The sequence below is a fragment of the Clostridioides sp. ZZV15-6388 genome (genome assembly GCF_020657755.1).
GTDB lineage: Bacteria > Bacillota > Clostridia > Peptostreptococcales > Peptostreptococcaceae > Clostridioides.
In genome coordinates this window covers 22,664-44,550 of sequence record NZ_JAGWCU010000030.1, presented here as the reverse complement: position 1 = coordinate 44,550, position 21,887 = coordinate 22,664, and the positions used below count along the sequence as shown (strand labels likewise).

18 protein-coding genes and 1 other annotated feature are annotated in these 21,887 nt (G+C 29.8%); of the genes, 1 reads left to right on the top strand and 17 read right to left on the bottom strand.

Features of this window, described 5'->3' with window-relative positions; all coding sequences use genetic code 11:
* Positions 1-351 precede the first annotated feature (351 nt).
* The 16 genes from proS to KGF48_RS15745 all read right to left on the bottom strand — a co-directional run bounded on the left by proS (position 352) and on the right by KGF48_RS15745 (position 19,437).
* Positions 352-1,797, bottom strand: a complete 1,446-nt coding sequence (proS, locus tag KGF48_RS15820) for a proline--tRNA ligase (protein WP_227839851.1) — start codon at positions 1,795-1,797, stop codon at positions 352-354.
* Between the two features lie 123 nt (positions 1,798-1,920).
* Positions 1,921-3,636, bottom strand: coding sequence for a proline--tRNA ligase (locus tag KGF48_RS15815; protein ID WP_227839850.1), 1,716 nt, complete (start codon positions 3,634-3,636; stop codon positions 1,921-1,923).
* Positions 3,637-3,699: 63 nt separating this feature from the next.
* Positions 3,700-3,908: a binding site (T-box leader), on the bottom strand.
* A gap of 94 nt (positions 3,909-4,002) precedes the next feature.
* Positions 4,003-4,488 carry a 2-C-methyl-D-erythritol 2,4-cyclodiphosphate synthase gene (gene ispF / locus KGF48_RS15810; protein WP_227839849.1) on the bottom strand — a complete coding sequence of 162 codons (486 nt, stop codon included), beginning with the start codon at positions 4,486-4,488 and terminating at the stop codon, positions 4,003-4,005.
* Positions 4,485-5,198, bottom strand: a complete 714-nt coding sequence (gene ispD, locus KGF48_RS15805) for a 2-C-methyl-D-erythritol 4-phosphate cytidylyltransferase (RefSeq protein WP_227839848.1) — start codon at positions 5,196-5,198, stop codon at positions 4,485-4,487. The genes ispF and ispD overlap by 4 nt, the downstream gene beginning before the upstream one ends.
* A gap of 277 nt (positions 5,199-5,475) precedes the next feature.
* On the bottom strand, positions 5,476-6,408 hold the full coding sequence (locus tag KGF48_RS15800) for a lipoate--protein ligase family protein (protein ID WP_227868233.1): 933 nt from the start codon (positions 6,406-6,408) through the stop codon (positions 5,476-5,478).
* 178 nt (positions 6,409-6,586) lie between these two features.
* Positions 6,587-7,237 carry a class II aldolase/adducin family protein gene (locus KGF48_RS15795; protein ID WP_227830176.1) on the bottom strand — a complete coding sequence of 217 codons (651 nt, stop codon included), beginning with the start codon at positions 7,235-7,237 and terminating at the stop codon, positions 6,587-6,589.
* Between the two features lie 175 nt (positions 7,238-7,412).
* Positions 7,413-7,886: a hypothetical protein gene (locus KGF48_RS15790; RefSeq protein ID WP_227830177.1), complete on the bottom strand. Its 474-nt coding sequence runs from the start codon at positions 7,884-7,886 to the stop codon at positions 7,413-7,415.
* 29 nt (positions 7,887-7,915) lie between these two features.
* The gene (locus KGF48_RS15785; protein WP_227868232.1) at positions 7,916-9,271 is read right to left on the bottom strand and encodes a PTS transporter subunit IIC; all 1,356 of its coding nucleotides are present in this window, start codon (positions 9,269-9,271) and stop codon (positions 7,916-7,918) included.
* 77 nt (positions 9,272-9,348) lie between these two features.
* Positions 9,349-9,651 (bottom strand): PTS sugar transporter subunit IIB, encoded by a 303-nt coding sequence (locus tag KGF48_RS15780; RefSeq protein ID WP_227437087.1) that lies wholly within the window; start codon positions 9,649-9,651, stop codon positions 9,349-9,351.
* An 81-nt stretch (positions 9,652-9,732) separates the two neighbouring features.
* The gene (locus KGF48_RS15775) at positions 9,733-10,197 is read right to left on the bottom strand and encodes a PTS sugar transporter subunit IIA (RefSeq protein ID WP_227868231.1); all 465 of its coding nucleotides are present in this window, start codon (positions 10,195-10,197) and stop codon (positions 9,733-9,735) included.
* A complete protein-coding gene (locus KGF48_RS15770) occupies positions 10,175-13,123 on the bottom strand; it encodes a sigma 54-interacting transcriptional regulator (RefSeq protein WP_227868230.1) in 2,949 nt (982 codons plus the stop codon). The genes KGF48_RS15775 and KGF48_RS15770 overlap by 23 nt, the downstream gene beginning before the upstream one ends.
* 390 nt (positions 13,124-13,513) lie before the next feature.
* Entirely contained in the window at positions 13,514-15,244 is a 1,731-nt protein-coding gene (gene lpdA / locus KGF48_RS15765; RefSeq protein WP_227830181.1) for a dihydrolipoyl dehydrogenase, read from the bottom strand.
* Between the two features lie 169 nt (positions 15,245-15,413).
* Positions 15,414-16,460: a 2-oxo acid dehydrogenase subunit E2 gene (locus KGF48_RS15760; RefSeq protein ID WP_227868229.1), complete on the bottom strand. Its 1,047-nt coding sequence runs from the start codon at positions 16,458-16,460 to the stop codon at positions 15,414-15,416.
* Between the two features lie 12 nt (positions 16,461-16,472).
* Complete coding sequence (locus KGF48_RS15755) at positions 16,473-17,459, bottom strand: alpha-ketoacid dehydrogenase subunit beta (protein WP_227868228.1); 987 nt, start codon at positions 17,457-17,459, stop codon at positions 16,473-16,475.
* 24 nt (positions 17,460-17,483) lie between these two features.
* Positions 17,484-18,446 (bottom strand): thiamine pyrophosphate-dependent dehydrogenase E1 component subunit alpha, encoded by a 963-nt coding sequence (locus tag KGF48_RS15750; RefSeq protein WP_227830184.1) that lies wholly within the window; start codon positions 18,444-18,446, stop codon positions 17,484-17,486.
* 37 nt (positions 18,447-18,483) lie between these two features.
* Complete coding sequence (locus tag KGF48_RS15745) at positions 18,484-19,437, bottom strand: sugar-binding transcriptional regulator (protein WP_227830185.1); 954 nt, start codon at positions 19,435-19,437, stop codon at positions 18,484-18,486.
* Between the two features lie 414 nt (positions 19,438-19,851).
* On the opposite strand from KGF48_RS15745, the gene KGF48_RS15740 reads away from it, so the two are divergent.
* Positions 19,852-20,682, top strand: a complete 831-nt coding sequence (locus KGF48_RS15740; RefSeq protein ID WP_227839840.1) for a MerR family transcriptional regulator — start codon at positions 19,852-19,854, stop codon at positions 20,680-20,682.
* Here KGF48_RS15740 and KGF48_RS15735 read toward each other — a convergent pair.
* Positions 20,665-21,876 (bottom strand): MFS transporter, encoded by a 1,212-nt coding sequence (locus tag KGF48_RS15735; RefSeq protein ID WP_227839839.1) that lies wholly within the window; start codon positions 21,874-21,876, stop codon positions 20,665-20,667. The two genes, KGF48_RS15740 and KGF48_RS15735, sit on opposite strands and share 18 nt — an antisense overlap.
* Positions 21,877-21,887: the final 11 nt, after the last annotated feature.

The following is a 21,887-nucleotide window of genomic DNA, read 5'->3' as shown; positions in this document are numbered from 1 at the left end:
CCTCCTACACATAATCTATCATTCGTAGTGTTAGGTTGCAAGTATTATTCTGACTTTTATTTATATTAAGACCTTGCCTTTCATCCCCACATCTAAAGAAGGGGGCTTTTCGGCAATTTTATTGTAATTTCTAAATCCTTCTTCTACATGTTCCTTGCTATTAGAATCTTCTTTAACATTATTTAAATTTAAAATTTTACTTTTTCAAATCTTTAATCTACTCAGTTATATTATTATCACCCATTGAAAGTATTATTAATCTTAGTAGAATATTAAACAATAAAAAACTGGGATAAAGTATTTAATACTTTACATCCCAGCTAAACTATTTTTACATTTAAATATTTGATTCTAGTAAGCTTTTGCCATTACTACCATATGGTCTGCTTCTTTTCCACAATATATACACTTGTGACCTAAGTTTTCTTGTTCAAAAGGTAGACATCTTATAGTCGCCCCTGTCTCTTCCTTAATCTTAGCCTCACATTCAGCATCTCCACACCACATAGTTTTTATGAATCCTGGTTTTTCTTCCAAGGCCTTTCTAAATTCATCCATATTTTCAACTACAGATGTATTATCTTCTCTATGTTTTCTTGCTTTTTCAAACATATCATTGTGTATAACATCAAATAAATCATATACAGCATCAGCTAATCCTTCTAGAGGCATAGAACTCTTTTCTAGAGTATCTCTTCTAAATATCATAGCTTGATTATTTTCTATATCTTTTGGTCCAATTTCAATTCTTACTGGTACACCTTTCATTTCCCACTCATTAAATTTCCATCCAGTTGTATAGTTATCTCTATCATCAACTTCTACAGTTACTCCTTTAGCTTTTAAATCTGCATATATTTTATCAACAGTTTCCATTACATTGCCTTTTTTAGCAGCTATAGGAACTATAACAACTTGTATTGGGGCTACTCTTGGTGGTAATACTAAACCTCTATTATCACTATGAGTCATTATAAGCCCACCTATAAGTCTTGTAGATGCTCCCCAAGATGTATGATATGGATTAGCTAAGTTACCTTCTCTATCTGCAAAAGTAATATCAAACGCTTTTGTAAAGTGTTGTCCTAAGAAGTGACTTGTACCTGATTGTAATGCTTTCCCATCATGCATCATAGCTTCTATAGTATATGTTCTTTCACCACCTGCAAATTTTTCACTTTCACTTTTTTGACCAGATACAACTGGCATTGCAAGCAATTCTTCACATAAAGCTTTATATATTTCTAATTGTTGTATTGTTTCTTGTTGTGCTTCTTCTGCTGTTTCATGTAATGTATGACCTTCTTGCCATAAGAATTCAGATGTTCTTAAGAAAGGTCTAGTTGATTTTTCCCATCTAACAACTGAACACCATTGATTATAAAGATATGGTAACTCTCTATATGATTTTAGCCATTTAGCATACATTGTACATATTATAGTTTCTGAAGTAGGTCTTACACATAATCTTTCTTCTAGTTTTTTATTTCCTCCATGTGTTACCCATGCAACTTCTGGAGCAAACCCCTCAACATGCTCTGCTTCTTTGTTTAATAAACTTTCTGGTATCAATAATGGAAAATAACAGTTTTTGTGTCCAGTTTCTTTGAATTTTTTATCCATAAATTCTTGCATTTTTTCCCATAAAGCATATCCATATGGTTTTACGACCATAAATCCTTTTACTGGTGCATAATCAACTAAATCAGTCTTAGTTATAACATCCGTATACCATTGTGGAAAATCATCTTCCATCTTTGTTATTTCTTCAACAAATTGTTTTTCATTTTTTGCCATCTTAATTACCTCCTCATTTATTATGTTTTTATACAAAAACACCCTTTTATCTTTTTTATATAGATAAAAGGGCATTTATAAAGTACAACTCTGATTATCTATACAGTAGCTTTCTTTAAATTATTATCCTAACTTAACATTGTTTTTGATAAATTCTGCTTTTACTTTTTCACTTATTTCTTCTATTTTAATTAACTCTTTATCTTCTTCGTATCTAAGTTTAAATTCTACTTTACCTTCATCAATATTTTTACCTACTGTAATTCTCATAGGTATTCCTATTAATTCTGAATCGTTGAATTTAACACCAATTCTTTCATCTCTATCGTCTAATAAGACTTCAACACCCATATCTTGTAAATCATTATATATCTTTTCAGCTAATGACATTTGTTCCTCATTTTTCATATTTGCTGGAACTATCACAACATGATATGGAGCTACTGATAAAGGCCAAATTATACCTTTTTCATCATTATGTTGCTCAATTATAGCTGCTGCTGTTCTTTCTACACCTATACCATAGCATCCCATTATTATAGGTTTTGATTTACCATCTCTATCAATAAAGTTTGCATTCATAGATTCTGAGTATTTAGTTCCTAACTTAAATATGTGTCCTACTTCAACACCTCTAGCTATTTCAAGAGGTTTACCACACACTATACATTTGTCACCTTCTTGAACATTTCTAAAGTCTCCAACTATACCTTCAAAATCTCTTCCATAGTTAGCATTTCTTATGTGATACTCAGTTTTATTAGCTCCAACAACTATATTTCTTTGCTCAACAATTTCTTTATCTATAAAGACATAATCAGCATTTACTCCTATTGGCCCAGCAAACCCAACCTCTGCATTAGTTACTTCTCTTACAACATCGTCTGTAGCAAGTGCAAATTCTATAACAGAACCTATTGCATTAGATACCTTAACTTCATTAACTTCTCTATCTCCTCTTACAACAACTACAACTGTTTTCCCATCTGCTTCATATACTAAAGTCTTAGCAAATTTATCTGGAGAAGCATTTAAAAACTCTTCTAATTCTTTTATTGTAGATGCTCCTGGTGTATGAACTTCTTCTAATTCCTTCATTTCTTCTTTTTCTGATACTGCATTACAAGACTCTGCTCTTTCTACATTGGCTGCATAGTCACATCCACTACAGAATACAACTTCATCTTCTCCAACTTCTGATTTAACCATAAACTCAGCTGATGTAGAACCTCCTATAGCTCCTGAGTCTGCCTGTACTGGGCTATTGTCTAATCCACATCTATCAAATATACTTACATATGCATCAAACATATCTTGATATGATTTATCTAACCCTGCTTCATCTACATCAAAGCTGTATGCATCCTTCATTGTAAAAGTCTTAGTTCTCATAACACCAAATCTTGGTCTTCTCTCATCTCTATACTTTACTTGTATTTGATACAAGTTCAGTGGTAATTGTTTATATGAAGTAATCTCTTGTCTTATTATGTCAGTAAAAGCTTCTTCATGCGTTGGCCCAAGGCAGTACTCTCTTTCTGTTCTATCTTTTAACCTAAACATTTCTGCACCCATAGCAGTCCATCTTCCAGATTCTTTCCACAATTCTGATGGAAGTAAAGCCGCACATAATATTTCTTGACAATCTTTTTTATTTAATTCTTCTCTAATTATTTGCTCAATTTTTTTGAATACCCTTAACCCCATTGGCAATTGATTATAAACTCCTGAAGTCATTTTTTTTATCATTCCTGACCTCACCATTAATTGATGGCTTGTGATTTCAGCATCTGCTGGAATCTCCTTCAATGTTGGCATAAACATTTTAGACATTTTCATTAATAAATTCCTCCTGAATATTGTTTTCCTGAAAATATAAAAAACCCCTCATCTCTATACAAGTATAGAGACGAAAGGTTTGATTTCCGCGGTACCACTCTAGTTAGCTATATAAATAGCTCTCTTTAGGGAATGTAACGGTTCCTACCGTAAAGATTTTTATACCTTTAAGCTAAAAGACAGGTTCAAAGACTTCCTCTTGAAAACTCTCACCTCTGTTTTCTCTCTGTGAAGATTTCGTCATTTTACTATTTCTTTATCATAGCTAATTTTATATTTATATTAATTTTACTTAAATTCACATATTATAGATATTCTATATAGGCCTATTATTTGATATCCATTAAACTTATTACTAATAATATATTAATTATTCTGACTTGTCAATAATAATAAACAAATACTTTGTGAAGCTATTCCTTGTTTTGCTCCTGTAAAACCAAGACCTTCTTCTGTAGTTGCTTTTATATTTATGTTTTCAATATCTGTATTTAAAACTTTTGCTATGTTTTTTCTCATACGCTCAATGTGAGGAGCCATCTTAGGACTTTGAGCAATTATAGTACTATCTATATTACCAATTTTATATCCTTTACTTGTTATTAGATTATATACATGTTCTAATAATTTCATACTATCTATTCCCTTATATTTTTCATCTGTATCTGGGAAATGCTTACCTATATCGCCTAAAGCTAATGCCCCTAAAATAGAATCCATTATTGCATGTATCAATACATCAGCATCAGAATGACCTAGTAAACCTTTATCATGTGGTATCTCTACTCCACCAATTATAAGTTTTCTTTCTTCTGTCAATTTGTGTACATCATATCCCAATCCTATTCTCATATAATTCTCCTTCTACTATTCACTTCATCTCTTTTTTCCATATTTAATATTTGTTCTGCTATATTTAAATCTTCTGGACTAGTTATTTTTATATTTTCATAAGAACCCATTACCATCGTAACACTTTGCCCTATATTTTCTACTAGCATTGAGTCATCTGTTCCATAATAGTTAGTTTTATACGCTTGTTCATAAGCATTTATTATAAGATTATATTCAAAAGTTTGAGGGGTTTGTGCTGCCCACAATAGACTTCTTTCTGGAGTTTCTTGTACTGTACCATCAGATACTATTTTTATAGTATCACTTACTGGTACACCTACAACTACGGCCTTTTTTTCTTTAGCCATTTTTATAGATTCATTTATTATTCTATGGTCTACAAAAGGTCTCGCTCCATCATGAATAAGTACTATATCACAATTTTTATCTAATTTTTTTAATCCATTATATATTGAGTCTTGTCTTTCTTTTCCACCATATGCTATTTTTATATTTTTAAAGTTATATTTATTTATTATATTTTCCTTAAAAAAATCTTCCTCTTCTTTTTTTATACATACCACAATTTCATCTATATTTATATTTTCGTAAAAAACTTGAATTGTATGCGCTATGATTTCTTTTTCTCTTAATTTTATGAACTGCTTATTTACGTCTAAGTTCATTCTCCTTCCGCTTCCTGCCGCAACAATTATAACACTATACATGGTATCACCTCGTATTTTATTTTTACCTATCATTTATTAAAACTTTTAATGTTTTTATATTTTAACCATCTGATTAATTATATATTAAATTTTCAGTTGTATAAATAGGTAATATCCATTTTCTAGCCTAAAATATGTGTGTTTGTTGCAAATTATATTGATTTTTCAATAGCTTCATCTTTTTATTTTACAACTTTGTAACAGTTTGTATATCTATAAAAAATATTTAAACCTCTAGATTGATATAAAACAAGTTTATCAATCTAGAGGTTTTGTATTAAAATATTAAATCAATTAAATCCATGTAATCTGGATAATTTTCTAAAATTTTGTTTTTTATTTCTTGTTTGTTAAAATCTACTTCTATCAATTTATCCATATTGACTATACCATCTTCACAAGAAATAAAACATTTTGATATTTTCCATTTATTAACATGTACATTGATTTTCCTTTTATTATCAATTGGTAAAACTATTTGAAACTTAGGCGTTTTATTATATATCCATTCTGTTTTTTTATATTTATCTTCTACCAGATTGTATACACTTTTGATATCATCATCGTCTAATTCAACTTCTTTTATATTTTTTATATTATTTTTTATATAATTAACACAATAATCTAAAAAATAATATATATCTTTTTTAAGTAGAAAATTAATATTTGTAACTTTGCTTGAAACAGACTTAGTTGCCTTTGATTCTGTTGATTTATCTGAATTTAAATACTTAGTTAATTTATTTAAATCTGAATCATAAAGAAGAGTTCCATGATAAAGAGAATTTTGCCTTTTTATAGATTGTGCAGAACCAGAAATTTTTTTGCCATTCAAGAATAAATCTTTTCTTTCTGTTATGGATACATCTAATCCAAATGATAAAAGCATACTTTGCATAAATTTAGTATGTTCTAAAAAATCTATTTCATGAAGACTTCTATTTTTTTGTATAAATGACATATTGATGTTTCCTAAGTCATGATACACAGTACCTCCACCAGATATTCTTCTTAAAATGGGAATTTCGCCATTTTCAATAACATCATGATGTATCTCCTGATATGGATTTTGATTTTTTCCTATAAAAATAGATTCTTCATTTCTCCATATGATTATGATATCATCATTATATTTCTCATTTAAAAATAGATACTCTTCTAGAGCTAAATTAAAGTAAGGATTGGTGTTTTTGTTTAATAAGTAATACATAAAAATATAGACTCCTTTTATATTTTATCTTCCTATTTATTTTAAATTTAAATAAGTTTACATAGTATTTAACTTTAAATTATTCTTTCTAAATCATTAAACTTATTATAACATAATACAACACCTTACTATTACTGAACATCTGTGTTTTTATATTACTATGAGAGTTTTATTAGGTTTACTTGTCTTGACCATACACATTAAGAAATACATTTCTAGCTCTTTGAATTTCTTCATCTGGCAATAATACTGGTGTACCAATTGACTTTGCCAAATAATATACTTTTGCTGCGTCTTCTAACATTACTGCTGCTGTAAATGCATGGTTTACAGATGGTCCAACTGCAATTACTCCATGATTTGCTAAAAGACAAGCTCTCTTATCACCTATTGCATCAATAACACATTTTCCCATCTGATTAGATGTTGGTGGTGAAAATTTTGCAACTGGAACTGAACCTCCTACTTCATTTGCAAGAGTTGTACTTGCACACTCTATAGACTCATTTAAAATTGCAAAGCAACTTGAATATGTAGAGTGTGTATGTATTATACTATTTATATCATTTCTATGTTTATATATATATAAGTGGTCTGGTGAATCCACTGATGCTTTCCATTTACCATCTACAGTATTTCCATCTATATCTATTACAACAATATCACTTGGTGTAAGATTTCTATAATCCATTCCACTTGGTGTGATTGCTATATATCCAGTTTCTTCATCTCTTCCACTGACATTTCCTCCTGTCAATGTAACTAAATTATAGTTTAGAAGGTCTAAAGACGCTTGTAATACCTCTTTTCTCAAATTTTCTAATAACATTAGCTAAATCCTCCCATTTATTAGAAACATAGTTTTATATGTTCCTGTTATATATCTTACACAATAAGATATTACTCTTGACATTTTAATTGAAAATTCTAAAAACTCTTTATAAAATTTAAACTTATATACTTATACTAAACACAAGTCGATTTTAATTTGAAATTTTCATTTTTTATAGTTCATTACTCTTTAAGCTTTTATTTCTAAATTTTAATGATTCTGGGTGCAAACATTCTTCTAATTCAATAAAATAATTATATAATTCTATATTGCCATTAAACATGTTTGTTTTTATCCAATATCTCCCCTTAAGAAAACTACCATCATTAATTTTTAGATACATTTTTTTGCCATGAAATTCTCTTATTCTTATTTTTTTTATATCTTTAATTTCATACTTATGTGTAATATTAAATGAACTAAAACATATGTATTTATTGTCCATAGTAATCATTTTAGGATTACTTGAAGATACAAACGTATTAAATACTCCATAAGTACAAATAACTATCATCAGGCTATATATATTAATACTAGGATTTATATAATTATTAAATAGTGCATAAATCAATATTAAAATCATAAAAATTCCTGGTATTGTTACACTAACTGTATATCTTTTAGAATCATATATATATTTTTTCATAATTTACACACTCCTTAATAAAATTACATTTAAGCTTCATCTTGTGTAGATAATGCTTTATTTTCCTTTATTATTCTACTTCTATTATAGATAGCCATCCCTAAAGCTATAACAGCCAAAATTATTCCTCCAATTACTTTGTAATTCATAATTTTTACAAATACCCAGCTTAATGGATTTGCACCATCACAAATACTTGAAATCATAGTTGCTCCTTCAGGCATTTTAAAGCTTGCATTTAAAGCCATTTGGGTAAATAGAGGTGCTAAATTAGTTGCAATTAGTAGTCCAGAAGTAATAATAACTATTCCTATTATTAGAGTTCTAAATACATTCCCTTTTGTAATTGGGACGATTAAAACAAGTGCAAATGGTATTACAGCTAAATCTGCAAAAGGTAAAACTTTATTACCTGGTAAGATAGCTGCTATAACTATAGTTAGAGGTACTAGTACTAATGCAACTGATAATGTAACAGGATGTCCTATTCCTACTGCTGAATCTAAACCGATGTATATTTTACCTCTATTTTTAAATCTCTTTTCAATAAATTCTTGTGCTGCCTCTGAAACTGGCAACAAACCTTCCATTAACAAAGCTGCCATCTTTGGAATTAGTATTAAAACAGCTCCCATAGTTATTCCTAACTGCAATATACCTTTTATGTCATACTTCGCTGCAATACCAATTATTATCCCTATTAAAGACCCCATTATTAAAGGTTCTCCAAATAGACCAAATTTTTTCTGTAATGTGTCAGCATTTATTTCAATTTTATTTATCCCTGGAATCAAATCTAGTACTTTATTTACAACTATAGCAATTGGAACAAATGCTTGTGTAAATCCATGAGGAAGAGATATACCTGGCATTCCTAAGTATTCTTCTATACCTGGAGCTGTTAAATCTGCCATTACTAAAACAATTACCATATTGGCTACTGCTGCAAATACACCCCACATAACACTTTGTGTAGCCCCTGCCACCAAAGCTCCTGTAAATGCAAAATGCCAGTAATCCCATATATCTACATCAACAGTTTGAGTTGTATTAGTAATTAACATAACTATATTTACTACAAGACCTATTGGAATAATTAAAGCACCCACTGTTGATGCAAAAGCTATAGCTGATGCTGCTGGCCATCCAACATCTATTATTGATAAGCTTAGCCCTAAATTTTTGACCATTTGTTGTGTAGCTGGACCTAAGTTATCTGTTAACAAAGCTATAATAGTATTAAGACCTATAAATCCAACCCCTACTGTTAAACCAGCTCTTAAAGATTTCCCAAGCTTTGTACCTAATATCAAGCCAAAAATACATATTATTATTGGCATCATTACTTGTGCATCCAAACCAACAATGAAATTTAATATCGCCATCTAAACTTCCTCCTCTATTTAATTTTCAGTCTCTAAAACCGAAAAATTTTAGAGACTATTTCATTTAAAAATTCAAATTATAACTCTAATTTTTCAAGCACTTCTTTGATTAATTTATCCATTCCTACTCCAGTTAAAAAAGGTAGCCCATTTATTACAGGTGTTTTTATACTACTAGATATTTGTGTAGTACAGATTATTAAATCATAATCTGGTGCTTTTGAAGCCACTTCTACTACTTTACATTGCGTAATACTAACCCTATCTAATTTACCAGCTTCTTCTAATGCCTTCTTTAATTTGTTTATAGCAATTGTTGAAGTACATACTCCTGTTCCACATGCAACTAATATTTTTTTAGCCACATTATTCACCCCCATTAAAATTATTTTATTTTTAAAGATATCTGTAATTAGAAATCTTTGATAACTTTTTATATTTTTAATACTATTTGTGTATGTTTAATTATTCAGTTTAGAATTTAATAAATCACTTACACTTTCTTCACTTAAATCAATAATATTATTTAAAATATTTTCATCTTGAAATATTGTCATAAGTCTTTCTAATAGTTGTAATTGCTCTTGTGGCTCTTTAACTGCCAACATAAATATAACCTTTACATCAATTTCAGTATCATCTGTACCCATCATTATGAATTTTACAGGTTCATTTAATATACCAATAGCTATCCCTGGTTCATTTACATGGACTATATCTGTATGTGGTATTGCTACTCCATAACTTCCTGTTGGCAGTCCTGTTGCATATTTTTTCTCTCTTGCTATGACTGCTTCTATATAACTTTTTTTTACATATTGTTCCTCAAATAAACGTCGTCCCAAAAACTTCAAAGCATCTTCATTACTTGATACTTCAATATCTTTAAAAATTAAATTGCTACTAATTATTTGCATTGACTCCATCTAATATCATCTCCCTAATAAAATCTCTATCTTTAATGTTTTTTATTTTTTTAAATTCATCTGTTTCTATAAATGTAAGTAGAGTATTCAATGGATTAAAACATTTCTGGTCTACAGCTAGTAAAAGTATTATTTTTACTTTGTTTTTACTCCATACAATAGGATTTTTTAAGATTGCTATGCTTATTGCTGGTCTGATTACATCAATTCCATCTGTATGAGGTATTGCTATTCCATCTGACAACTCAGTTGGAAATAAGTTATCTCTTTCCACTACTTTTTTATAGAAATTTTTTGTTACATAGCCTTTTTCTCTAAGTTTTTTGCTCATATATTTGAGAACTTCTTCTTTTGATTTTATTTCTAAATCTACAAATATATCTTCTTTTTGAATTAAATCAGATAATTCATATTTTTTATTTATTTTGGCAATTTGATTTGTATCAATTAAGTTATTTATTTGATTTAATTTTGTTTTATCATTAATGTCTACTAGGCTAAAAAATGGGATGTTTGGTATCTGAGGGTCAATTGTTCCAACTATTGCGATTACATTTTTCTCATTACTTATTTGTTTTATCTCTAAATCAAGACTTGGATATTCAATCATACCAATAGTCTCTATATCAACCTTTTCATTTATCCCTTTAATACTTTCCTCTAAACTTTGCTTTATCTTACAAGCTCCTCCCAATCCAGTAATACATAATGTTACAATTATAGGCTTTCTATTGTCTACTTTTGAATTGTTCTCTTTACTAACTTTATCTTTTACTAATGGCTCTATATTTTTAACTTCATCAACTATCTCATCTATTGTTAAATCTGGTAGAACTGCTCTTCGTATGACTTCTATACAGAGTAATGTATCAAATCTAGATATTGTTCTTATATCAATCCCTGTTTTTCCAGAGATAATATCTCCAAAGTATGAAAGTGAACCCATATCAACTAATATAATTACTCCTCTTCCTTCATCAATATCTTTTATTACAGTAGTAGCTTCTTCAATCATTTCTTCCGGCTTTTTCTCAAATGGCATATCCAAATACCTTGCGTGATTAATACCTAATAACTTATTGGTAACCTCACACACAGATGATGCAACTCTTCCATGAGCCATTAGAAGTACACCTATCTTTTTTTGTTCAGAAATTTCTCCTCTACTACTCATTTTAAAATATATTGCTATTATACCTATTTCTTCTTTTGGCAAATTTATATTGTATCTTTCCTTTAAATGTTGTGCTACCTTTTCTGCTACAGAATACTCTAATGGATAATTTCCTATTATCTCTTTCAAATGAGCATTTGATATTACCTTTCCTTCTTTTAATCTTTCAAAAGCTGCTTTTAAATGAACAGCTAAACATAAATGTAGATTTGGTTCTAATGAATTAAGATACTGTGATGCTATTTTGATTACTTCATAAGTTAACTCTACAATGTATCTTCCAACAATTGGACTTATATCAGGTAAATTCTCAGTGATAGAAACTTTTTTAACTTGTTTTATGTACTTCTGAATACAGCTTTCTAATTCTCCTCCGACAATCCTATTGATAACATCAAAATCTAAACCTTGTTCTAATAAATCAATGTGTCTTCTTTCAGTAAGTTTGTAGATTTCATCTGGGAAAGTATATATATCTTCATTTTTCTTTTCTATCTCAATTTGAAAGTCTGAATCTATAATTAAATCTCCATCTACATAATTTTCTATCTTTCCTCTACAATTTCTTATCCTTATAAGACCTTGTTTCACATACCCAGGTACATCTGATATATTTATAGTTACTTCTTTTTGTTTATTTGTAAGTTGATTTAATAGTCCTCTAGCACAAGCTACTTGAATATCACTTCTAAGCTGACCTACATTTCCTATACAATCATAAAGCATAAGGGCTTTTAAGACATCTGATTTTATGTGTATGTTTGCTCCCATTCTTTGGGCTTCTATCAAGAAAAAATTGTTTATAATGTCAAATCTTTCGTTTAATGGTCTTGCAACTAATTCTGGTATTTCAATTGTCACAGGTATACGTCTTTTAAAGGTATTAAGTAAATGAGAATCTATTGGTTCAGAAGTTGCAGAAATAATCATTACATTTATTTTATTTGTAAGCTTTGTTTCTCCTAATTTTCTAACCATTCCCTTATCAATCAATTGAAAGAGTATTTCTTGACCCTCATAGGGCAATCTATGTATTTCATCTATAAACAAGATTCCTCCATCTGCTTTTGTTACCAGACCTTCTTTAGTTTCATCAGCTCCTGTAAAAGCACCCTTAACATGACCAAATAATTGAGATAACAAAAGTTGTGGATTTTCTGAGTAGTCAGCTGCATTAAAGACTATAAATGGTGCATTTTTAGGAAATCTAGATGATTCTACTGCAAAGTTATACATGCACTCTGCTAACTCACTTTTTCCAACACCAGTTGGACCCATAATAATAGTATGCAATCCATGAGGTGGATAAAGTATAGCTGCCTTAGCTAATTTGATGATTGTACTTAAACTTCCACTACTTCCTATTAATTTATCAAAGGCTACATCTATTTTTTCTTCTTTATCATTTAGTTTCTCTTTTTTATCATCATGCTCTTTATCATGTTTTAAATCACCAGAATCTTGGATTTCTTTTAAATACTGTATAACTGTAAATCTCGATACAGTAAATCCAATACTATTTAATCTTCTTGTTATATCATTTTTATTTATATTTTTTTCTTCTTTTACAATATCTTTTATAGCTTTAATCAAAACAACTTTTCTTCTTTGTCTAGAATCTTCTATTTTTAATTCATTTCTTAAAAAGGTAACATCTTCTCTTCGAATATTTAACATACTTGAAATTGCTTCATCTGTTAAAGGATTTTTTTTATCTTCATTTTCAATTAAGTTTTTTATTCTTTGCCTCATTTGTAATTGTCCCTCCTTACTATTTATATAAGCAACTTACATGCCACATAGTGTTTTTTTTGTGCCATTTTTTACTTCATAAACTTATAACGTTTAAATCAAGCTATTCTTTTATTTAAATATTAAGAAAATTTTTTTTATTTTTTACAAATAATACTATCTTAAAAAACAAAAAAGTCTTTTCTCCTAAATCTTTCTGTAATAAATATAAAATGACACTATTATTCTATATTACTATCTTTTTTGTACAACAAAAACTACAAATAACTCTATGTTATATTTTTCCAAAAAAATACCCCTTTTTGTATAAATACATACATTTATACAAAAAGGGTATGGCTAATTGAGTGTTTCAAGATTTTATATATTATATAAACTTAGGTTAATAGCTTATTTTTTTGGTAAATGTAAACACTCACCATTTACATCTGCTAAAGCTTCCATTAGAGCTTCTGAAGTGCATGGATGACCAAAAATCAAATCACTAGCTTCATCGGCAGGTATTTCTAATGCCTTAAATGATGCTGCATGATTTATAAGTTCTGCTACACCACATCCAAACATATGCACACCTAAAATTTCTCCATATTTAGCATCTGATATTACTTTTACATATCCTTGCTCTTGCCCAGAAGCTAAAGCTCTTCCATTTCCAGCAAAGTTAAATTTACCGATTTTTATATTATATTTTTGTTTAGCATCTTCTTCTGTAAGTCCAACTGATGCAACCTCTGGAACTGTATAAACACAACTAGGTAATGCACTTAAATCTACTTCTTCATCCATACCTAAAGCATTTGAAGCTGCTACCTCTCCCATTTTAAAAGCTGCATGAGCTAGCATTATACCTCCAGTAACATCACCTACTGCATATATACTTGGTATACTTGTTTCCATTTTGCTATTTACAGCTATTGAACCTCTATCTATTTTAACATCTAAGTCTTCTATACCAGATAGATTAGCTTGTCTTCCTATAGCATATAGACCTAAATCTGCCTTTATTGGTTCTTCTCCTTCAATACATACTACTATTTTATTTCCTTCTTCCTTAAATTCAGAAACTTTCTTTTCAGTTAATATAGTTATTCCCTTTTTCTTAAGTGAATCTCTTAAAGACTGACTCAATTCTTTGTCCATTCTTGGAATTATTCTGTCTTCCATTTCTATTATAGTTACTTTAGAGCCTCTTGAGTTGAATATCTCTGCAAATTCACAACCTATTACTCCACCACCAATTATTACTAACTCTTCTGGTACTATGTCTAAATCTAAAGCTTCCGTACTAGTTATTATTAATTTTGATTCTATCCCTTTTATTGGTAAGATTCTCACCTTAGAACCAGTGGCAATTATTGTATTTTCTGTATCTAAAACTTTTCCATCTGATAATATTACTTTATGTGCTTCTTTGACAGTAGCTTTAAGATTAAAAACATCTACTCCTCTGCTTTTTAACAATCCACCAACACCAGCTGTAAGCTTTTTAACCACTCTATTTTTATATTTTATAGCCTTTTTTATATCTTGTTCCTTATCAACAGATACTTTCACACCTCTCTTTGATAATTGTTCAATTTCTTCTAATATTTCTACTGTTTTTACATAAGTTTTTGTAGGAATACAACCTCTATTTAGGCAAGTTCCTCCTAATGTGTCCTCTTCTACTAATGCAACTTTTCCTCCTAATATAGCTGCTTTTAGTGCTGATAAATACCCTCCAGGACCTCCACCTACTACTACCACATCATAATCATGATTACCCTCTTTTTTGATTGTCTTTTCTTCTTCTATTTCTATTTTTTCTGTTTCAACAATTAAATCCTCCTTTGATATATTTCCAGATAAATATTTAGCCTTTATTTCTTCTTGCTTTTCTCCCTTTTCTGCTATTATACCTATTACTGTAAATACTGGTAATACTTCTCCTTCTTCTTTGTGTATAATTGCAGCAAGTATACCTTCTCCTTCTGATTCTATTTCCATGTTGACTTTATCTGTTGTTATCTCTAGTATAGGTTCTCCAATTTTTACTTCTTCGCCTTCTTGTTTTAGCCAAGATACTATAGTACCTTCTTCCATAGCTACTCCAGCTTTTGGCATTATGACTTCTACTGACATAGGCTATCCTCCTATTTATTTTTTATATATTTTAGTTAATCCTCTTATATTCATACAGATATTTTTTACAAATAATATTGCACATAATAATTTTAAATCTATTAAAATTACACACATCCTTTTATGTATTTTATTCAATTTATTTACATAAAGAGTAAGATATCAAAACCTATACAAGCATTGATAATGGATTTTCTAATAATTCTTTTAAATCCTTTAAGAATTTAGCTGCTACTGTACCATCTATTATTCTGTGGTCTGATGTTAATGATAAATTCATTATAGGTTTTATTTTAGCCTCCCCATTTACTGGAACAAACTTATCTTGAGTTGCTCCCACACCAAGTATCGCACTTGAAGGCATATTTATTATAGGGGTAAATGTCGTTATGCCATACATTCCAACATTGCTTATAGTAAATGTGTTACCTTCTTGGTCTGCTGGTAAAAGCTTTCCTGTTTTTACTTTTTCAGCAAGTTCTTTGCTTTCTTTGGCTATTTCTTTTAACGATTTTTCATTTACATTTTTTACTACTGGGACATATAAACCTTCATCCAGCCCAACAGCAATAGCTATATTTATATCTTTATATCTAAATATTCCATTATCCGTCCATGCTGAATTTAATGCTTGATGCTTTGGAAGTACTCTAGATACAGCCATTACTATTAAATCTGTCATTGTTAATTTTACTCCAGTAGACTCTTTTACTGTATCTATTAATTTTGCTCTAAGTGCTTTAAGTTCTGTAGCATCTACCTCTATATTGAATGTAAATACAGGAGCACTGAAGTAGCTTTCTGACATTCGTTTTGCTACAGTTGCTCTCATTGGATTTGGCTTTTCAAACTCTCCTTCTACAGTATTAAATGTACTTAAATTTTCATGCTTTGATTTTGTTTTTTTTGTATCATTAGATTTAGATACATCAGTTGATACGAGAGTCTCTTTTGTATGTATCTTTTCTATATCTGACTTTTTTATTTTTCTATTGTATCCAGTACCTACAACATTTTCTAAATCTATATTTAAATCCTCCGCTATTCTTTTTGCTAAAGGAGTTGCTTTTACTTTATTATTTTCTATATAATTTAACACATCTACTAGATGTATTCTTCCATTTTCTCCACTTCCAATCAGCCTATCTAACTCTATGTTGTCTTTTCTTGCTTGATTTCTGGCTGCTGGTGTGGCTTTTACTTTATTTGCCACCATTTCTATCCCCCCTTATCTAACAATTAAAGATCTTATTGCATCTTCTATTTCATCAATTCTTGGGACTACTGCTTTTTCTAGTTCTGGATTATATGGTATTGGCACATCTTTTCCACATATTCTTTTTACTGGTGCATCTAAATAATCAAATGATTCACTTTCTGTTATTAATGCTGATATTTCTCCACCTAGACCACCAGTCTTAGCTGCTTCATGACAAATTAAAACTCTACCAGTTTTGCATACACTTTTTACGATTGTCTCTTTATCTAGTGGATATAAAGTTCTTAAATCTATAATTTCTACATCTATATTTTCTTTTAATAGAGTTTCTGCAGCTTCTTCAACACTTTGCAACATCCTTCCGTAAGTGATTACTGTAACATCAGAACCTTCTTTTTTAACATCTGCCTTTCCAATATCAATTACATAATCTCCCTCTGGGACAATCCCTTTTTTTCTATATAACAATTTGTTTTCAACAAATATTACTGGATTATTGTCTCTTATAGCTGCTTTTAATAATCCCTTAGCATCTGCTGGTGTTGAAGGTGCAACCACTTTTACCCCTGGTACATGACAAAACCATGCTTCCAAACTTTGTGAATGTTGTTCTGCTGAACCAGTTCCAGAACCTCCAGGACATCTAACAACCATTGGAACTTGGGCTTTCCCACCAAACATATATCTCATTTTTGCTGCTTGATTTACAATCGCATCCATAGATATTGTAACAAAATCCATAAACATTACTTCCATAATAGGTCTTAACCCAGTTGCCGCTGCACCTGCTGCTGCACCTGCTATAGCTGCCTCTGATATAGGTGTATCTCTTACTCTTTCTGGACCAAATTCATCTATCATTCCCACTGATACGCCAAATGCTCCTCCGTATATTCCTATATCTTCTCCCATAAATACTACATTTTCATCTCTTCTCATTTCTTCTGACATTGCTTCTTTTATTGCTTGTGCATATGTTAATTCTCTTGTACTCATTTTTATTTTCCTCCTTTACTATTTTTAGTCTGCATATACATCCTCTAATAAAGATTCTATTTTTGGATTTGGGCTATTTTGAGCAAATTCTACTGCATCTTCTATTGATTGTTTTGCAAAATCTTCAATTGTATCTAATTCATTTTCATTTGCCATATTATTTTCTATAAGATAATTTCTTAAAAATTTTATAGGGTCTTTTGACTTCCATGATTCTATCTCTTCTTTTGTTCTATATACATTTGCATCTGATTTCGAATGACCTAACCATCTATAAGTTCTACTTTCAATTAGTACAGGCCCTTCTCCTCTTCTACATTTTTCAGCAGCTTTTTGTACTGTTTCATATACTTCTATTGGATTATATCCATCTATAGATATACCTTCTATACCATAAGATGCTGCTCTTGTAGCAACACTATCTATATTCATATGACGTTTTATACTTGTTGACATACCATATAGGTTGTTTTCACAATAAAATATTATTGGTAATTTCCATATTGATGACAAGTTTATTCCTTCATGAAATGTACCTTCATTTGATGCACCATCACCAAAACTACATAAAACTATTTTTCCTGTCTTTTTATATTGTTGTGTAAGTGCAGCTCCAGGAGCTATAGTAAGACCTCCACCTACGACTCCATTTGCTCCTAAGTTGCCTGACTCAATATCTGCTATGTGCATTGAGCCTCCTTTTCCTTTACAAAACCCAGTCTCTTTCCCCATAAGTTCAGCCATCATTTTATTTAAATCTATTCCCATTCCTATAAATTGGCTATGACCTCTATGAGTTAATGAAACCAAATCTCCTTTTTCTAATGCCATTACTGCGGCTACACTTGAAGCTTCTTGACCTACTGATAAATGAGTTGTTCCATGTACCATACCTCTTGCAAAAAACCAACTAACTTTCTCTTCAAACTTTCTAGCTTGATTCATTCTCTTATACATTTCAAGCAATGTTTCTTTTGATACTGTCATATAAATTCCCTCCTATTAATTTTTATCTATCTTTTTATTAGTCACAATCTTCTAATAATTCAAGTGCTAAACTGTGATTAATTGCTAAGCTATTTATAAATTTGGCTTTTAATGATGCTTTTATTGCTTCTATTTTTTCATCTCCTGAAGCAACACCTATTGTTCTTTTTATCTTTTTCAAATCATTTAGTTTTACTCCTAATACTCTTTGATTAAATTCAAGTATTGAAGTTTTTCCTTCCTTATCAAAAGCTTGCAAACAAATTGCACCTATTGAGTTATACTTTTTTAAATCGTCTATATCTTCTTCATGCATGTATCCTGAAGCCATTATCGTTGAGTTTAAACTCATAGGGTTTCCTATACCTACAATTGCAATAGTTGTTTTATCTATTAAATCTAGTACCTCTTTAATTTTTTCATCTTTACAAAGTTTTTCTTTTGTAGATAAATCAGACATCACAGCAGGAGCATGTAATAACTTAAAATCTCCTCCAAAAGCTCTTGCTAAGCTTACAGCTATTTGATTTGCATGTATGTCTATTTCATTATCTCCGATTCCACCTAGTAAAGGTATAAATGTAACATTTTTGCAGTTATTTTTTTCTACATATCTAGGAATTTCTTTTAGAGTTGTTCCTATGGAAACCCCAATTATATCATTTTCTTTTACTACTCTAGTAAGATATTCAGACACAGCTCTTGCCAGTTCTTGTTTTTGTGTTAATGAATCTTGTTTATCATCTACTACTATTACTTCTTTCAATTTATATTTTCTTTCTAAACTTCTCTCTATTTTTTGATAGTCATTTTTTAAAACATCAACTATTTGTATTTTTACTATTCCTTGCTCAAAAGCTTCTTTTAGTATTCTTGATATTGTTGGTCTTGATATTCCCAATTGATTTGCTATTTCTTGTTGATTCAAATTATCTTCATAATAAAGTGAACAACATTTCATCATTAATCTTAAATCTCCAATTTTTTTCATTTCCCTTCCTCCAAAATCAAGATTTTTTAATTATTTTTACATTTGTTCAATGATTTTACTTAATTTCAATAACATTATAGAAGTGGTATATATAAAAAGTCAACTGTTTTTTTTGTATAACAAAAAATATACTGTTTTAAAATAAAATAGAGATTCTCCTATATAAAAAGGTAAATCCTGATATACAAGATTCACCTTTGTGTAAGAATATTTTATTAGTAGTAAGAATGTACATGGATATGTCCTATTTTGTAAGTTATATTGACTTTATTTGAAGAATTAGTTTTTAATATAAATCTATATCATAACTCATTTTTTATAAACATTAATAAAATTATTTTTTATTTCTTATTTATATTAAATCTTGAAGTATCAAAATTAATCTTATATACTAAATTTATGGAGGTGAAACAAATGAAAATAGGTGATTTTTCAAAATTAACAAAAGTTTCAGTACGAATGTTGAGGTATTATGATAAGAAAGGAATTTTAAAACCCGAATACATTGACTCCTCTACAGGTCACCGATTATATTCAACTAATCAAGTCCCTTTGCTTCAAAAAATTATAATGTTAAGGGACTTAAATTTTAGTATCGTAGAAATAAAAGATATAGTTGACCATTGGAATCAGCAGTATCTTTTAGATAAAATGTCAAAGAAATTAAATGCAACCTATGAATACATAGAAGAAGAAAAACTTCGTGCCAACAAACTAAAAGAAGCAATTGAGCATATTCAAAAAAATGAAATTGAAAAACATTACAATATATCTTTAAAAAGAGTAGAAGCAATTCCTATCATTTCATTAAGAAGAAAGATGAACAGCCCTTTCGAAGAAGAACTCCTTTGGAAAGAGCTAACTGAATTTGTCATACAGAATAATATTACTATTGACCAAACTAGATACAACAATATAGCTATTTATCATGATATTGAACACGCAGATGATAGAGTTGACATTGAAGTTGCTTTCATTGTAAAGAAACTTGGAACTTCTTCTGGTAGTATTTGTTTTAGAATGTTGGAATCTGTTGACGTTATGGCTTCAATGATGGTTTATGGACCTTATTCTAATCTTGAGGTTGCTTATTCATCATTTGTGCAATGGTTAATTGAACATAATGAATATTCAATCGGTAATTACTCACGCCAAATTACCATTGTTGATTATAGACATACAGATAATCCACAAGAATACTTAACCGAAATTCAAATTCCTCTAGTTTTAATCGATTCTATCTGATTTGTTGGATAGAATTGTTTCCTTTTTTATTAGTATGCTTCCACCTAAAAATGCCAGAAATAATCCAGGTATGATAAAGGCACTGCTCAAATTTATAGAACTTAATGGTCCAAATATAAACATCCCACATGGTGTAGCCAAAGTTCCCAATAAGTCTACATAGGAGAAAACACGTCCCATATATTCTAATTGTGTTTCTTTCTGGATAATTGTAATGAGTGGAGTATAATAGAGAGGGCTTCCTATACCCATAACAAACATACTCACCAGAAATAGGTGCACTTGTTTACTAATTACTACTAAAATCATCATCAAGCCAAATAGAAAGGCAGAACAACCAATTAGCTTAAAATGGGAAATTTTAATCTTTTTATAACCCATTACTAGACTTGATACCAGTGCCCCTACTGAAAAAGAAATTTCGATTACACTTAATATCCACACTTTTTCTCCCAAATTATTTGAAGCTAGAAGAGGAGTTAGTTGAGAAGCAGGAACTACTAGAAATTGAAAAACTGTGTATAGTATTAATATACTTTTCAATGTTTTTGAGCGAGACAGATATTGAAATCCTTTTTTCATTTCTCTGATACTATTTTCTGCTACCTTTTGCTCTGTTTCCTGTATTGAAATGGTTGACAATAAGCTAACACCAATAAGTGCAGTCACAACATCAATAAGAAAAACTTCTCCCAATGGCAACATGGTTAGTGCCAATCCTCCTAAACCAGGGGAGATAAGTTGTATTACACTCCAAATAGTTGTTGAATAGCTATTTGCTCGCAATAATTCATCTTCTGGAATAAATAGAGGAAGGATACTTTTTGAGGCAGGTAATTGAATTCCAGTCCCCAAAGATCTGAAAGTATTAAAAATGTAAATCCATAAAATAGACTGATAACCTAAAAAGTATAAAATTGCTAAGCAGAGTGTAGCTCCTGCAATAAAAATATCAGACAAAATGATAATCTTTTTCATGGAAAAGCGGTCTGCAATTACTCCTCCCGCTAACATAATGAGTGCTTGTGGGAGAAATGTAGTTATTGTAATTCCTGCAATACTAATTCCTGAGTTTGTTTGAAGAGTGACATGCCACATCATTGCTAAAGATACAATAGACGAGCCTAACATTGAGATTGTTTGACTAAGCATGTAAGCAGTCAATTTCATTTGCCAACTTTTTTCTTTTCTCATGTATTTCTCCT

Bases quoted from the DNA above. Each gene is read 5' to 3' on its own strand.
- ispF (WP_227839849.1), bottom strand. From the start codon at position 4,488: ATGAGAATAGGATTGGGATATGATGTACACAAATTGACAGAAGAAAGA.
- KGF48_RS15780 (WP_227437087.1), bottom strand. From the start codon at position 9,651: ATGGGGGTGAATAATGTGGCTAAAAAAATATTAGTTGCATGTGGAACA.
- KGF48_RS15735 (WP_227839839.1), bottom strand. From the start codon at position 21,876: ATGAGAAAAGAAAAAAGTTGGCAAATGAAATTGACTGCTTACATGCTT.
- KGF48_RS15790 (WP_227830177.1), bottom strand. From the start codon at position 7,886: ATGAAAAAATATATATATGATTCTAAAAGATATACAGTTAGTGTAACA.
- KGF48_RS15740 (WP_227839840.1), top strand. From the start codon at position 19,852: ATGAAAATAGGTGATTTTTCAAAATTAACAAAAGTTTCAGTACGAATG.
- KGF48_RS15795 (WP_227830176.1), bottom strand. From the start codon at position 7,237: ATGTTATTAGAAAATTTGAGAAAAGAGGTATTACAAGCGTCTTTAGAC.
- KGF48_RS15815 (WP_227839850.1), bottom strand. From the start codon at position 3,636: ATGAAAATGTCTAAAATGTTTATGCCAACATTGAAGGAGATTCCAGCA.
- KGF48_RS15750 (WP_227830184.1), bottom strand. From the start codon at position 18,446: ATGACAGTATCAAAAGAAACATTGCTTGAAATGTATAAGAGAATGAAT.
- KGF48_RS15800 (WP_227868233.1), bottom strand. From the start codon at position 6,408: ATGTATTACTTATTAAACAAAAACACCAATCCTTACTTTAATTTAGCT.
- lpdA (WP_227830181.1), bottom strand. From the start codon at position 15,244: ATGTCAGTAGAAGTCATAATGCCAAAAGCTGGAGTAGCTATGGAAGAA.
- KGF48_RS15745 (WP_227830185.1), bottom strand. From the start codon at position 19,437: ATGAAAAAAATTGGAGATTTAAGATTAATGATGAAATGTTGTTCACTT.
- ispD (WP_227839848.1), bottom strand. From the start codon at position 5,198: ATGTATAGTGTTATAATTGTTGCGGCAGGAAGCGGAAGGAGAATGAAC.
- KGF48_RS15785 (WP_227868232.1), bottom strand. From the start codon at position 9,271: ATGGCGATATTAAATTTCATTGTTGGTTTGGATGCACAAGTAATGATG.
- KGF48_RS15775 (WP_227868231.1), bottom strand. From the start codon at position 10,197: ATGGAGTCAATGCAAATAATTAGTAGCAATTTAATTTTTAAAGATATT.
- KGF48_RS15760 (WP_227868229.1), bottom strand. From the start codon at position 16,460: ATGGTGGCAAATAAAGTAAAAGCCACACCAGCAGCCAGAAATCAAGCA.
- KGF48_RS15755 (WP_227868228.1), bottom strand. From the start codon at position 17,459: ATGAGTACAAGAGAATTAACATATGCACAAGCAATAAAAGAAGCAATG.
- proS (WP_227839851.1), bottom strand. From the start codon at position 1,797: ATGGCAAAAAATGAAAAACAATTTGTTGAAGAAATAACAAAGATGGAA.
- KGF48_RS15770 (WP_227868230.1), bottom strand. From the start codon at position 13,123: ATGAGGCAAAGAATAAAAAACTTAATTGAAAATGAAGATAAAAAAAAT.